The organism is Vibrio sp. 1F263, assembly GCF_041439035.1.
In the GTDB taxonomy this organism is placed as follows: Bacteria; Pseudomonadota; Gammaproteobacteria; order Enterobacterales; family Vibrionaceae; genus Vibrio; species Vibrio tasmaniensis_A.
The window spans coordinates 96,630-111,616 of record NZ_JBGONI010000002.1 but is presented as its reverse complement, the minus strand read 5'-3'; the positions used below and the strand labels follow the sequence as shown (position 1 = coordinate 111,616).

The window sequence follows — 14,987 nt, the reverse complement described above, 5'->3', positions numbered from 1 at the left end:
ACCTAACCGTTACAAGGACAGAATGATGACTCAATTACAGAATGTTCAAGCAGAAAACGCACTTTACATTGGCGGCGAATGGCAAGCGGGTGTAAGTACCGTTGCGAACATTAACCCATCAGATATTTCTGAAAACATCGGTAACTTCGCACAAGCAAGTGCTGACCAAGTTCAACAGGCGATTTCAGCGGCGAAGCACGCTCAACCAGAGTGGGAAAAAACGCCGATTGAACGTAAGCAAGCAGTACTTCAAGCAATCGGTGATGAGCTGATTGCACGTTGTGATGAGCTAGGTACGTTGCTTTCTCGTGAAGAAGGTAAGCCTTTTGCTGAAGGTCGTGGCGAAATTTACCGTGCAGGCCAGTTCTTCCAGTACTTTGCGGCTGAAGTACTTCGTCAAATTGGCGACAACGCAGAATCAGTACGCCCAGGCGTTTCTGTAGAAGTGACTCGTGAAGCGGTGGGCGTTATCGGCATCATCTCTCCTTGGAACTTCCCGACTGCAACAGCAGCTTGGAAAATCGCTCCAGCGCTTGCTTTCGGTAACAGCGTTATCTGGAAACCAGCAAACCTAACACCAGCAAGTGCGGTTGCGCTAACTGAGATTATCCACCGCCAAGGCATGCCAGCAGGCACGTTTAACCTTGTTCTAGGTAGTGGTTCAAAAGTAGGTGATGCACTGATTAACTCTAAAGAAGTGAACGGTGTGAGCTTCACTGGTTCTGTTGATACAGGTCGTAAGGTTGCGGCGGCTACAGCACCAAACTTCGTTCGTTGCCAATTAGAAATGGGCAGTAAGAACGCACTTGTGGTTGCTGATGATGCTGATATTCAAACAGCTGTTGATGCGACTATCGCAGGTTCGTTCTCTGGCGCAGGTCAAAAATGTACAGCATCTTCTCGTCTAGTGGTTATGGATGGCATTCACGACCAATACGTTGAAGCACTGATCAAGCGTATGAGCGAGCTTAAAGTAGGTCACGCACTAGAAGACGGCGTATTCATGGGCCCTGTTGTTGACGGTAACCAACTTGAAGCAAACCTAGGTTGGGTTGAGAAAGCACGTCAAAGCGGCGGTGAGCTAGCGTTTGGTGGCGAACGCTTGAGCATGAAACACGAAGGCTTCTACATGTCTCCAACGCTGTTCTTGAATACTAAGAACGATTGGGAAGTGAACCAAGAAGAAGTGTTTGCACCAATGGCAAGCGTGATTCGTGTGGCTGATCTAGAAGAAGCTATCGCGACAACCAACGATACTCGCTTTGGTCTAACGGGCGGCATCATTACTCAAAGCCTACGCACTAGCGCAATGTTCAAGCAACAAGCGCAAACAGGTTGTGTGATGGTGAACCTACCAACAGCGGGCACTGATTATCACGTACCGTTTGGTGGTCGTAAAGAGTCTAGCTTTGGTCCTCGTGAGCAAGGTCAGTACGCGAAAGAGTTCTACACAGTAGTGAAGACAGCTTACCAGCGTCCTTACTAATCAACTTTCTATATAAGAATTGGATAGCTGAAGATATTAAGTCTCTAGCTATCCAGCTATCGAATTGGCCTGATTCACAGAGTCAGGCCAACATCCCAACCAAAGCAGCAAACGAAATTAGACAAGTGATTTAACCCATTTTTGAAAGCATGTTATTTGAGCGTGTTTTCAAAACCGAGCTAGAACACTGAGCTTTCAATAGGAGTGGTTATGTACCAGCAACGGATTGTTATAGATGGATTGCAATACTGCAATTGGAACAGAGAATATTTCCAAACACTAAAGGCGAGCGGCATTACAGCAGTTCACGCTACCGCGGTTTACCACGAGACAGCTCGTGAAACCTTATCTCGCTTTGCAGAATGGAACTTAAGATTCGAGCAGAATGCAGACATTATCATGCCGATTCATTCAATGGCTGATGTTGAAACTGCAAAAGCGACCGGCAAAGTCGGCATTTTCCTTGGTGCTCAAAACTGTTCTCCAATCGACGATGAGATTGGTCTTATCGAAGTGATGCGCAAGCAAGGTCTTTTGATCATGCAGCTTACTTACAACAACCAGAGCTTATTGGCGACGGGTTGTTACGAGAAGAACGACACTGGTATCACGCGCTTTGGTAAGCAAGCTATCGAAGAGATGAACCGAGTGGGCATGATCATCGATATGTCTCACAGTGCCGAGCGTTCAACGCTTGAAGCGATTGACCTGTCTTCTCGTCCTATTTGTATCAGCCACGCGAACCCAACGTTTGCTCATGATGCACTACGAAACAAATCAAACGATGTGATTAAAGCCCTAACCGAACGCGGTGGCTTAATTGGATTCAGCTTGTACCCATTCCACCTACCAAATGGGAGCCAATGTACGTTGGAAGATTTCTGCCAAATGGTTGCGACGACCGCTGACATGGTTGGCGTAGAACACCTAGGTATTGGTAGTGACCTATGCTTAAACCAACCTCAAGCCGTTCTTGAATGGATGAGAAATGGTCGTTGGTCTAAAGCAATGGACTACGGTGAAGGCTCTGCGAACAACTCAGGTTGGCCAGATGCGTTGCCTTGGTTCTGTGGTAGTGCGGGTATGGAAAATATTTATAACGGATTGATGCGCCATGGTTTCAGCGAGTCTGAAGCTGGGCAAGTCTTGGGAGAAAACTGGTTTAACTTCTTGAAAGATGGCTTAGAGTCTCAAAGCAAGGGTTAAGCGTTTTCTCACTAATAATCATCGAATTGGCAGCCTTCTAATTAACGTTCATTTAGACGTGCTGTTGTAACCAATTTCACTATTCAAAAGGAACAACGGTCTATTTCGCAACGCGGTAACCCAAACATGGATTAGCCTGCCCAACACAAAAAACAATAGGGCAGGTGTTAAATACACCTCTTGTAGTCATCATTAAAATGACAGCTGCAAAGAAACCTCTGGAGTCAGAGTATGTCTGATTTAACCAATAGCGTGAAATCTTCAAACGTAAATGCGGGTCAAGCACACACAGCAAGCAACAAAACAAGTAACACAAACCAGTCTGAATCGACTTCAGACAAATTAGGACTTACCAACCCAGCATTATGGTACAGCGGCGGTTTTATCGCTCTGTTCGTAACGCTTGCTTTGTTTGATGGGGAGCTACTCTCTACCCTAGTAAACACGGGCTTTGCATGGTCTGTAAAAGTGTTCGGCCCTTATTGGCAAATGCTTCTTCTTCTGACTTTTCTTATTGGTCTTGGCCTGGCGGCAGGGCGAACAGGCAAGGTTATCCTAGGCGGCATCGCGAAACCTGAAATGGATGGCTTCCGTTGGATGGCTATCATCTTCTGTACGCTACTTGCGGGCGGCGGTGTATTTTGGGCAGCAGCAGAGCCTATCGCACACTACGTTAACCCACCACCGTTGTATGGCGCACAAGAAAACGCACAACAAGGTGCAGTGAATGCGTTATCACAATCATTCATGCACTGGGGTTTCCTAGCATGGGCAATTGTGGGCAGCTTAACGTCTATCGTGGTTATGCACCTTCACTACGACAAAGGCTTGCCTCTTAAACCCCGTATTTTGCTTTACCCAGTTTTGGGTGAAAGAGCACTGAAAGGCCATACCGGCGCACTGATTGATGCATGTTGTATTGTCGCTGTAGCGGCGGGTACTATCGGTCCGATCGGCTTCTTGGGTTTGCAAGTCAGCTACGCTCTGAATGAACTGTTTGGTATTCCAGATGGCTTCACAACTCAGCTAATCATTATCTTGTTCGCTATCGTGCTTTACACATTGTCGGCATTAAGTGGTCTCAACCGCGGAATGCAAATGCTAAGTCGTTACAACGTAATTTTAGCAATGGCATTGATGATTTACATCCTTATCTTCGGTCCAACGAACTTCATCTTCAATGGCTACATTCAAGGTGTAGGCAGCATGATAGATAACTTCATCCCAATGGCAACATACCGTGGTGATGAAGGTTGGTTAAGCTGGTGGACAGTGTTCTTCTGGGGTTGGTTCTTAGGTTACGGCCCAATGATGGCAATCTTCATCGCTCGTATTTCACGCGGTCGTAGTATTCGCCAATTGGTATCAACCATTAGCCTCATCGCACCGTTTGTAACTTGCTTCTGGTTCACGATTGTTGGTGGCTCTGGTCTTGCGTTCGAAATTGCAGATCCAGGCAGCGTAAGTAAAGCGTTCGAAGGCTTCAACTTACCAGGCGCGCTACTGGCGGTAACTCAGCAGCTACCTATGCCAATGCTTATCTCTATTCTGTTCTTGATCTTAACCACGATCTTCATCGTAACGACCGGTGACTCGATGACTTACACCATCAGTGTGGTAGTCAGTGGTGAGACTGAGCCTAACGCAATTATTCGTACTTTCTGGGGTGTGATGATGGGGGTAACTGCATTGATTCTGATTTCCCTAGGTTCAGGCGGAATCTCTGCGCTGCAATCGTTCATTGTAATCACAGCGGTACCGGTGTCCATAATCTTACTGCCATCGCTTTGGAATGCGCCTCAAATCGCAATCAAGATGGCAAAAGAACAGGGTTTGTAGAAGAGCCGAGTTTATAAAAGAGCAGGGTCTGTAAAGAAAAGAGCCTGTAGAGAAAACGCTCTCTAAAAATGAAAGAGAAAAAAAGGTGTCAGCCTTTGAAAGAAGGCTGACACAAGATTCCGAAAGGAAGAGGAAACCCGTACTGGTGAAGATACACCGGGCGGCACGTATTTAGGTCAATCGATCTAGTCAGGACAAATAATAAGGGGTGAGTTCACTTACCCCAAATAACGTGAAAGCTAACCAACACACTGTAAAAACGAATGCTTCAAATGATGGCAACGATCGGTTCTGAATGGCTAGCAAAATCCTATAACTATAAGGTGGTGAGCAAAATGGATGCACATCGTTCTACCTACACTGAATCAGCACTACGTGACGCGACTGTCGTCATGGCACCGGAAAGGCTAGGTGCAATGCACCAAACACGTATCAGCTTCGTTAGAACTCTGATTCGTAAAATGGCGCAGCAAGAGTGGAAAGTGACGAAACATGAGTGGCAATTAGACGCTCAGGGTTTTGGTCATGTTATCTATAAGCTAGCGACGCCAAACCATGTTTATCATTTGGTTGTTTTCTGCGATGAAATTGCAGATGACGAACGAAATGACCGTGTAATTGCTGAAAAGTGGGACGTAACGTTTGCGCTTGTTCTTGGTGATGTTGATGTCACCCTACTTGAAAGACTTCGTGCGAATGTACCGCTTCAAGAAGCCGGCCGTAATCCTAACAATGTGCTTGTTTTAGCGCGTGCAAACAAAAGTGTACGTGTGTTTGAACATATCGTTAGTCACCTGGCTAAAGGTGTTCAACCAACGCCCAAAGAACTGGCTGAAGTAGGCTACATCCTGCGAACCACTGCCGTTTATGGTAATGGCAAATTTGGCATCGCTGATTTTAAAATCTTAGAGAAAAATGAAGATTTTAATCAGTCGTTTAGCGCGCAAATGTGTGCGGTGTATATGCTGCGTGAGTTCAGCTTAGACTGGGTTCATTACCTAGCCGAACAACAGGGCGGTGAACAAGCGATTACCTTGCATCGAGGATTACAACGTTACCTTGGTGTTGGTAATGCAACTGGTTTAGGCATGGCGCCATACCTTATTAACCACCCTAGTATTGTCGATCAGTGGATGACGACCCGTGAACATGCATTGGCGGACGTGTTGTCCAGTGAGACTGATACGGCGTTGATCGAGCCACTACGTACCTTAGTTAAAAAAGCGATTTGTCATTTAGAGCAAGTCGTTACCATCAATGAAACACAGCAAGAGCTGAACAAAGCTGCTGTTGATGATTTGAAGCACACAGAACAATCATTAGAAGCTTCTGTCAGCCTGTGCGATACATGGTCGCAGTTAGTCGAGCAATCTAAGCAAATGAGTATGGAAGCCCAAGAAATCCTTATCTCATGTTTGATGGAATTGTACCCAGAATTAGTGGACGCCCATCAAGAGCAAATGAATTGCAGCGAAACACTGTCGCTTCCTAGCGGCAAAAAGATTCAAGACCTTCTGGTTGTACTAGAAGAAAAGTACCGTTGGGCGATCACGACCGACTTTACTAAAGCAGAAAACAACTACTGGTTCTGGTATCGCTCTCAAGACAAAGAAGAGCCAAGACTCGGTGTTCGAGGCGAGGAACTCGGCGAAGAGCGTGAACTGCCGTTGGATATTGGCCGTCAAGCTTATCGTTTGTACCATGCTTTATTGCAATTTGCGCCTGAGCTTTCATTGGCCGAATTCCTTGTTAAACAGCCGCAACACCGTGCAATTGCGCGCCGTGTGTGGACGCTAGGTAACAAAGCGATGGGCGACATTCAAATGAATGTGCTTCACCAAGATTCGCCACCAATGCACTTGCTGCGTTGTAAGCTTGCGATGTTTGGTGCGACTAAGTTTGATCCTCGCTCAGATCGTTGGGTACGAGTGACGTTTTTCCAAGGAGCGCCACTGCTTGATGAGATTCATCAGGACGAATGGGTGTTCCCAGTCTTACCAAGTGAAGCACCAAGTGAAGCAGAGCTCGCTGACTCAAATAAAGTTCCTACACATATCAACGCTCAACATGGAGGTAAATCGTTATGATCGTTTCTCACAATGAACTGGTAGCGGCCGTTAATAAAGCCTTTTTGGGTATGCGTCGTACATGTGGTGAAGCCGATGTGATAGCGAACATGGTGGCAGATTTGCAAATGGTGGGCTTGGATGGTGTTCGTCACTTTAACAATGCGAGCAACTTCATTGGGCTAGAAGACGATTGCCCAGTTGACATTCAAGTGCTTAGTGACAATACGGTTGAAGTTGACCTGCACAAAGCGAGTTTGGCGTGTCACCTTCCTGTGGTTATCGATTACGCCATTGAAAAAATGGTCGGCAAAAAGACGCTGAAAATTGAGTTAAATAACTGCCACAACCGTTGGTTGGCGTACAGCGAGCTTGTAAAGTTAGCTGCGAAAGGTATTGCGTGCATGGCACGTTGGGATAACGGCTCTAACCCTAAGAGCACTTTGTATGTGCTTAATCGTGGTTGCGTTGCTCCAGAACTGTTTTTATCAGATTTGCCACTGGCATCGTACGAACATATCCACAATATGACCATCGAACTTTCCGTCCAGGATTTCGATATCGAACGTTTGTCAGATGGCTACCAAACACACATTGAATCAGAAGCGCTTTTTAAAACTCAAGAGAAAGCGTGGAACGATGGCATTGAAGTTGATGATGGGGAGTGGGCGGCACTGAAAGAGACCGCTACCGCAATTTTAGTTCAGAGCAGCGAACGCTCGACTCAAGGTGCAGGTGAACTGACAGCTTCGTAGCCGCTAGATTTAATAGGTTCATTAGAACTAACAGGTTCGATAGATTAACAGCGAGTAAGCCAGTTAGTTTATCAACACAGATAAAACCAAAGAGCTTAACGTATCCTCACCTCGTTAAGCTCTTTTTATTTGCCTCACGCTTTGGGTTTGCTTTACCTCATTCTTTTGATCTCTCGCTGGATTTACCTATTCTAAATTGACTGTTTTGACACACGTTGTTACCCGTTGAGAGGCAATTGAACAATTAAACGAAGCACCTTCACATTCATGTTAAACAAACGGTTTCATTTACAAGCCACTATGCGTATCTTGCTAAGGAAGGTGCCAAAGGGCGCCGTTTTTATTCGTACCGATGACTTTAGAATCAGATAAAAAGGAATGAAGCGTGCAAGCTAACTTTATTGATGGAACCACCCTGTATCGTCAGCACTCTTTTGAGTTGCCACTCGATTACCAAGCCAAAGATGGACAACAGATCCAAGTCTTCGCACGTGAGCTGGTTGATCTCGCTAAAGATGCGCAAGAGCTGCCGTGGCTTATCTACTTTCAGGGCGGCCCAGGCTTTCCATCTCCACGAGTGAGCGGTCAATCAGGTTGGCTAAAGCGTGCATTACAAAACTATCGTGTTCTGCTTCTTGACCAACGTGGTACTGGTAACAGCACCGTGATCAGCCATGAAACATTGGCCCATCTGTCTCCAGAACAACAAGTCGAATATTTAACGCATTTCAGAGCGGATAACATCGTTCGTGACGCTGAAGCGATTCGTGAACAGTTTGGTATTAAGCAATGGTCGACGATTGGTCAAAGCTTTGGTGGCTTCTGTACACTGAGCTATTTGTCACTGTTCCCACAGAGCTTGCAGCGTTGTTATGTGACGGGCGGCATTCCTTCTATTGAACGAGAAGCTGACGATGTTTATCGTGCGACTTACAAGCGTGTAGAAGACAAAAACAGAGCCTTCTTTGCTCAGTTCCCACATGCGCAAGTTATGTGTCGTGAGATCTCTGATTACCTGCTTAACAATGATGTGAGACTGCCAAACGGTCAGGTGTTTACCGTTGAACAGTTCCAGTTGATCGGTATTAATCTTGGTGGCGGCGAAGCAAACCTTCCAATGTATTTCACACTGGAGAGTGCGTTTGTTGAAGTGAACGGAAGCAAGCAGCTGAGCTATAGCTTCTTAAATCAAATGCAGCAAGAGCAGGGCTACCTAACGAACCCAATCTACGCTATTTTGCATGAATCGATTTACTGCCAAGGTGCAGCGTCTAACTGGTCTGCACACCGAGTACGCGAGCAGTACCCACACTTTAACTATCAATCGGGTAGCGAGTTCTGGTTTACCGGAGAAATGGTGTACCCATGGATGTTCGACCAACTAGAAACGCTGAAGCCATTACGTGAAGCGGCAAATATGTTGGCCGAGAAGTCGGACTGGGGCTCTTTGTACAACGCAGAGCAGCTGAGTAAGAATACGGTTCCAATGGCATGCGCAGTTTACGCGGATGACATGTATGTAGAGCTGGATTACAGCCGTGAAACGCTAGCGAACATTCCAAACTCAAAAGCGTGGATTACCAACGAGTATGAGCACAATGGTTTGAGAATGGATGGTGAACGAATTGTCGATAAGTTAATGACGATGGTTGATGCGTTAGAGAACCTGCCAAAATAATCAAACTCTCTGCGTAGGTTATCTACGTTAGAGACAAGATACGCTAGAAACAAGAAAACGCTGCATCCGTGCAGCGTTTTTTTATGTCATCAAACTCTGTTTTACTCAGTATCGTATTGATTACTAAAGCGAGTAAAACAGAGAGTTTAAGAACCGGGAGGGATAGTTCCTAAACTCATTATGGTTGGATGACGATATCTTGATTTTCAGTAGTCGATAAGCTGGCGCGGTTCTGTTCGATAAGTTGAGCCGCATAAGAGGGAGTCACAGCTTGAACTTCGCCCTTGGAACGAATAGTTAGTGCTTCCCACGCATGATCACGGTATTTGCCTGTTTGTGTATATTCAATAAGTACTCTCATGATTCTTCAATCCGATGTGTGGTTAACGTGCTACTAACATTAGCGCCATTGTGGAGGTTGCACACCTGTTAAAAATGGAACATAAGATTAACCAAATGAGAATGCGTGTAACTTGAAAAACAGACCTTATTGAACTTATCTTAACTAACAGTATTTATCGTACCTAACTGCATTCATCGTAACCAACGGTACTTATCGTAAATGGCATCCATAAAAAACGCTGCACAGTGGCAGCGTTAAAGTTGAGAGCGATTGAAGATTGCTTAGCTGTTTTCTAAGCCAACAATCTTGCGTGCAGACATCACTGCGCTATCCAAATCGGTCAATCTACCAGCACTTGCTGGACCAAGAACTGATGAATACAAAGCCAACTGCTTCTCAAATGATAAATCTAATTGGTTATATAGATTTTGGCGGATTTGAGCGTGTTGCTGTGGCTTTGCGCTCGACAGACCTTCCAATGTATCGTAGATGAGTGTAGTTGTATCCATATCTGTCCTCTGCTGCACCTTTATAAAATTTTGCGTATTATGCACCTGGTACTGTATTTGTTCTGCGAGATTGATCGCATTGTGTGCAGCTCTGCTTAATTGTGTAATCAGTTAGTTATAATTGTGTTGTGGTCTCAATCGTTGAGAGTGTCAGTTTGATAACAATTAAAAGGAGACACGCTGGTCTCCTTTTAATTGATTAAGCCGTGATAGAAGTAACGTATTGTGGCTGCTTACCGAGTAAATTGAATACGTACAGAACCTAGCGAATGTTAATGTTCTTATCTCGACTTTCGTACATTTCAGGTGTGGTGTGTAACCCTCCAGCGTAACCTGCAGCTTCAAGAGTTTCTCTTACCTCTCGAACGTGTTCTGCCGTTACTGGTTCCTCTCTATCTCCAAGGTGCAATCGCACGAAGGTGATCAACTCAGCTAACCTTTGATCCGACAGCACATCTTCAAAGCTTGCCATTGGCATGAAGTTTCTGTCTTTGTCGAGATAGGTGGGTTGTAGTCCACGGACGGTTACCGCGATGGTGTTGAATGGATCGCTGTGCATGATTATGCCGTTATTCAACAGAGTAGGGGCGATAGGGTCACGTCCCTTACCATCGTCACCATGACAGGCTCCACATGTCTGGCGATACGTGGTGTAAATGTCAGTCGCGTAAGAGTCTTCATCAAACCCTTTGGGCTGCAACGGAACGGCGTCACTGCTGATGGTGTTGTTGATGTCACCACTGAGTAGGTAATAGGACATCGACTCGATATCTTCACGCGTCATCAAGCTGAGACTGTTTTTTACTACGTCTGCCATGCCCGCAAAAGCAGTCCCTTTGTCTGAGTGACCCGTGTGTAAGAAATCGGTCAGTGTCGCTTCATCCCAACCATCGACATACAGCTCGTTGGCCGTGATATCGGGCGCATTCCAACCGTCAATCAAGTTACCTTGGAAAATACGTTCGGGTATCAGAGCTTGAGCAATGTTTCGCGGGGTATGGCACTCAGAGCAGTGTCCAAGGCCAGCCACCCAATATTTCCCTTGCTGCCATTTCTCAACGTTTTCGACTTCCGTTTTAAGCTCTTCGGGCACTTGATAGTCAATCGGGTCGGTATCCATGAACACAATGTTCCACCCGAGCAGACCTAGACGTATATTCGATGGGAACATCATGCTGTTGTCGTCATTGCGGCGCGGCACCGCGGTGATTGACTGCATGTATTTCCACAAGTCGACCATGTCTTGGTCGTTGAGGTATTGATAAGAGGTGTACGGCATAGCAGGGTATAGATAACCGTTCTTACCCTTGCCGGCGACTAATGCAGCTCGGAAGTCCTCAAAGTCGTAAGTCCCAATACCTTCCGTTGTGTGTGGCGTAATATTGGTTGAATAAACGGTACCAAAAGGGGTCACAAAAGGCAGCCCACCAGCAAAAGGTTCGCCACCTTCGGCACTATGACACGCAACGCAGTCACCGGCATAAGCGAGATATTCACCACGTTCAACAGACTGAGCTTCTAGATTCGCGAGTCTTTGCTGTTGCTCTGAGCCCGCGTGTCGAATGTAAGCACCCAGTGCGAGTATCTCGTTTTCCGTAAGCTGTTTATCAAACGCAGGCATCAGGTTGTTCAAGCCTTTGTTGATAGTGTGCTGAATCTCTTCAATACTGCCGCCATGCAGCCAAATATCGTCGGAAAGATCAGGGACGCCGATCGCCGGATTCGCGATAGAACCATCGGCGTGACAAGATGAACAATATTTTGCAAACAGCTCTTTGCCGACTTTGACTTTCACCTCTGGAACATCGGTATGGCGTTGATTGAGCGAAGCTAAGTAGTAAGAAACCTTAGCCACTTCATCGGGGCGCATTATCTCGCTCCAACCCGGCATCGCGCCATTTCGCCCTTTGGCGATCGAATGAATGATCGCTTCATCACTACCACCATATAGCCATTCTTGGTCAATAAGGTTAGGGAAGTGTTTCTGACCTTGAGCGTTGTCGCGGTGACAAGCCGCGCAGTGAGTTTGGAACAAGATTTGTCCGCTGTTTACTATTTCGGGTATGCCAGACAATCCTTCGAGGGTGGTTTCCGTTGTTTGAGAGAATTGCTCGTTTAACGTTGTGCTGGGTGAGCTGAGTTTGTCGTCACTTTGCTTCCAATCGACTAACCCTTCCCATTCACCAAGCCCGGGGTAGAGCACCAAATAGCCAGCAGACAATAGAAAGGCAATAGCATAGCTAATGAAGAGTAGTTTTGGCGGTGGCGCATCCTTTTCTTCAATGCCATCAAAAGTGCCAAGGGTGTGGTCTTGATCTGCTTGGTGATTGCTACGCCAATATTTAACGACAACAGACACCATAAGAACGAAGAAGATTAAGGTTAAAATTACCGCCCATAGATTCCAAAATGCACTCATTGTGATACCTCCTGTGACGTATCTTTACCAAGGCTTTGTAGATAGCGGATCAGAGCTTCACCTTTGGTTTTTCCTCTTACTTGTAATCTGGCGTCACCTATTTCTTGGTCAGTATAAGGAACGCCAAGTATGCGGAGGGTTTCCATTTTGTCGCTTATGTCGTCGCCTGACAGAGTCTGTTCAAATAACCAAGGGTAGGCGGGCATGATCGATGTCGGTACGACTTTTCGAGGGTCAATTAAGTGAATAGTATGCCACTGGTCAGAATACTTTCTCCCTAAATTAGTGAGGTCCGGACCCGTGCGCTTAGAACCCCACAAGTTAGGAAATTCATAGATGTCGTCTGCTTCTTTGTTTGGGCGACCATTACGTTTCACTTCTGGTTCTAGAGGGCGAACCATTTGTGTGTGACACACATGACAGCCTTCACTGATGTAAATGTCTCGTCCTGCCAACTCAAGAGGTGTGAGTGGCATCGCTAAGCTGCCTTTGGCAATATCGTCTCCACGGACAATGCTAGGCACTACCCAAACCAACAGAGAGAAGGAAGCGACGACAACGGTGGTCAAAATTAAAATGACGATGGAATGTGTAAAGTCTTTACTCATCATTTAAGCTCCCTCATTAACGGCGTGTTTAGCGTTATGTACTACTGGCATACGAACGGTTTTAAATAAGTTAAATGCCATTAGAAATAAACCCAGAACAAACAGTGCACCACCAAAGAATCGTAAGAACAACCAAGGTGCTTTAAAGTCCATAGCCTCTACAAAGCTATATATCAGTTCGCCATTTTCATTTTGAGCGAGCCACATATAACCTTCACCGATACCCGCGACCCAAAGCGCAATCGCATAAATGGCGACGCCAGCATGAGCAAGCCAGAAGTGCCACTTAATCAGTCGTCGTGACCAAAGATCGGTTTGGCCCCATAGGCGCGGAATGAAGTAGTAAAAAACCGCTATCCCTGACATTCCCACCCATCCGAGTGCTGCGGAATGTACGTGGCCGATTATCCATTCGGTGTTGTGTGCCACCATGTTGAACCAGCGAATAGCAAGTAACGGGCCTTCGAATGTTGCCAAGCAGTAGTAAAGAATTGCTGAGAAAAAGAATAAAAGAATGTAGTCGGACTTCAGCTTTTCTTTGTTTTGTAGAAGGGTCATTGCGCTATTGAAAGCACCCGCCCAGGAAGGGAGCCACAGGATCAATGACATCACGATTCCGATGTTCTGAATCCAGATGGGAACGGAAGAGTAGACTAAGTGGTGCGTTCCGGCCCAGGTGTAAAAGCCGACCAACCCCCAGAAATGGATCACAGACAAGCGGTACGAGTAGATAGGTCGGTCCGCTGCTTTGGGTATGAAATAGTAATTCATACCAATCACACCAGCGGTCAGCAAGAAGCCGACGGCATTATGTCCCCACCACCATTGAACAATCGCATCTTGAGCGCCTGCAAACACAGAGTAGGACTTCATCGCCAACACAGGCATCGCGAGGTTGTTCACGATGAAAATCATTGCAACGACGATGATGAAAGCAGCAAAGAACCAGTTAGCCACGAAGATATGGCTGACCTTTCGTTTAGCAAGGGTGCCAAAGAACAACACCGCATACAGCACCCAAACCAACACAATCATCAAGTCGATTGGCCACTCAAGCTCCGCATACTCTTTTGAGCTGGTGTGGCCTGCGGGTAAGGAAATGATCGCAAGCAATAGAATAAATTGCCATCCCCAAAATACCATCCATGAAAGGCTTTTATTGAACAACTCACAATGGCCTGTTCGCTGGGCAATGTACAAAGATGTCCCCATCAAGATGTTCACGACGAACCCGTAAATCACCCCAGATGTATGTAGCGGGCGCAGTCGACCAAACTGGAAATATTGAGAATCGAAGTTTAAGACTGGCCAATACAATTGCGCGGCGAGAATCACCCCGATGATCATACCTACGATTGCCCACACTAAAGACGCGATGATGAAGTACTTAACGACCTTAATGTTGTATTGCGGTGTCACTTGTTCCATAACAAGGCTCCTTGCCTAAAGCTTTTATTCGCTGACTGAATTTGATTCGTTGAGTGAGTTTGAATCGTTGCCGAGCATCGAATAGAAATAGGAAATGTCGCGGATGTCTTGGTCTGAAAGTGTGTCGGCTTGTTGCTGCATGAGAATTGCCAAACCACTGGTTCTTTCCCTTGTCTGATAGTCTTTTAACGAGGAAATGAGATATCCCACCTTTTGACCGCGAAGGTTCGGGTAAGGGTCTTGTGTTGAGATACCATCAACGCCATGACAGGTCATACACACCTTGGCTTTTTGTTTTCCTAACTCGAACTGCTCGTCGTTGGATTCTGCGTAAACTGGATTCATGACAGCCGTCATTAGCAGAATGGAAAGTGCGGTTATGGGGTTAAACTTTTGCTTATTTAATCTCATTACGTATTCCCTTATTGAAGAAAAGAGCGAGTGCTTGATGACCCTCAGAAAACACTCACCTTGGTGTAAAGGTTATGCATGCATAAGCGTTCTCGCTACTTACTGACTCATATTTATTGTCAATTTTGTTAGTCAGTACGTATTCAGTGGCAAGATTGGATTACTCATTGCCTTTAAAACGCAGGGATTACTTGTATGAACGCTAATTAAAGTCTTATTTAGACAAGGAGAAGGTGTTG

Annotated in this window: 12 protein-coding genes; 6 read left to right on the top strand and 6 right to left on the bottom strand. The window is 46.0% G+C overall.

The features are described from left to right. Nucleotides 1-25: 25 nt before the first annotated feature. The 6 genes from ACED25_RS01775 to ACED25_RS01750 all read left to right on the top strand — a co-directional run bounded on the left by ACED25_RS01775 (nucleotide 26) and on the right by ACED25_RS01750 (nucleotide 9,030). Nucleotides 26-1,486 (top strand): aldehyde dehydrogenase family protein, encoded by a 1,461-nt coding sequence (locus ACED25_RS01775; protein WP_004730413.1) that lies wholly within the window; start codon nucleotides 26-28, stop codon nucleotides 1,484-1,486. A gap of 210 nt (nucleotides 1,487-1,696) precedes the next feature. Then, nucleotides 1,697-2,692, top strand: a complete 996-nt coding sequence (locus ACED25_RS01770) for a membrane dipeptidase (protein WP_029225297.1) — start codon at nucleotides 1,697-1,699, stop codon at nucleotides 2,690-2,692. A gap of 231 nt (nucleotides 2,693-2,923) precedes the next feature. Continuing rightward, nucleotides 2,924-4,531: a BCCT family transporter gene (locus ACED25_RS01765; protein ID WP_135384261.1), complete on the top strand. Its 1,608-nt coding sequence runs from the start codon at nucleotides 2,924-2,926 to the stop codon at nucleotides 4,529-4,531. A gap of 272 nt (nucleotides 4,532-4,803) precedes the next feature. Next, complete coding sequence (locus ACED25_RS01760; protein WP_139684202.1) at nucleotides 4,804-6,618, top strand: hypothetical protein; 1,815 nt, start codon at nucleotides 4,804-4,806, stop codon at nucleotides 6,616-6,618. Then, complete coding sequence (locus tag ACED25_RS01755; protein WP_371694503.1) at nucleotides 6,615-7,352, top strand: DUF3726 domain-containing protein; 738 nt, start codon at nucleotides 6,615-6,617, stop codon at nucleotides 7,350-7,352. The genes ACED25_RS01760 and ACED25_RS01755 overlap by 4 nt, the downstream gene beginning before the upstream one ends. Before the next feature lie 385 nt (nucleotides 7,353-7,737). Next, nucleotides 7,738-9,030: an alpha/beta fold hydrolase gene (locus ACED25_RS01750; protein WP_371694502.1), complete on the top strand. Its 1,293-nt coding sequence runs from the start codon at nucleotides 7,738-7,740 to the stop codon at nucleotides 9,028-9,030. A 178-nt stretch (nucleotides 9,031-9,208) separates the two neighbouring features. On the opposite strand, the gene ACED25_RS01745 is transcribed toward ACED25_RS01750, so the two are convergent. The 6 genes from ACED25_RS01745 to ACED25_RS01720 form a co-directional block, all read right to left on the bottom strand. Further along, nucleotides 9,209-9,391, bottom strand: coding sequence for a hypothetical protein (locus ACED25_RS01745; protein WP_017102586.1), 183 nt, complete (start codon nucleotides 9,389-9,391; stop codon nucleotides 9,209-9,211). A gap of 263 nt (nucleotides 9,392-9,654) precedes the next feature. Continuing rightward, nucleotides 9,655-9,882, bottom strand: a complete 228-nt coding sequence (locus ACED25_RS01740; protein ID WP_004730426.1) for a PAS factor family protein — start codon at nucleotides 9,880-9,882, stop codon at nucleotides 9,655-9,657. Nucleotides 9,883-10,144: 262 nt separating this feature from the next. Further along, nucleotides 10,145-12,301: a cytochrome c gene (locus tag ACED25_RS01735; RefSeq protein WP_102536317.1), complete on the bottom strand. Its 2,157-nt coding sequence runs from the start codon at nucleotides 12,299-12,301 to the stop codon at nucleotides 10,145-10,147. Beyond that, nucleotides 12,298-12,912 carry a cbb3-type cytochrome c oxidase subunit II gene (locus ACED25_RS01730; RefSeq protein WP_102536316.1) on the bottom strand — a complete coding sequence of 205 codons (615 nt, stop codon included), beginning with the start codon at nucleotides 12,910-12,912 and terminating at the stop codon, nucleotides 12,298-12,300. The genes ACED25_RS01735 and ACED25_RS01730 overlap by 4 nt, the downstream gene beginning before the upstream one ends. Next, nucleotides 12,913-14,337 (bottom strand): cytochrome-c oxidase, cbb3-type subunit I, encoded by a 1,425-nt coding sequence (ccoN, locus tag ACED25_RS01725; protein ID WP_371694501.1) that lies wholly within the window; start codon nucleotides 14,335-14,337, stop codon nucleotides 12,913-12,915. Between the two features lie 24 nt (nucleotides 14,338-14,361). After that, nucleotides 14,362-14,748 (bottom strand): cytochrome c, encoded by a 387-nt coding sequence (locus ACED25_RS01720; protein WP_009844944.1) that lies wholly within the window; start codon nucleotides 14,746-14,748, stop codon nucleotides 14,362-14,364. Between the last annotated feature and the right edge of the window lie 239 nt (nucleotides 14,749-14,987).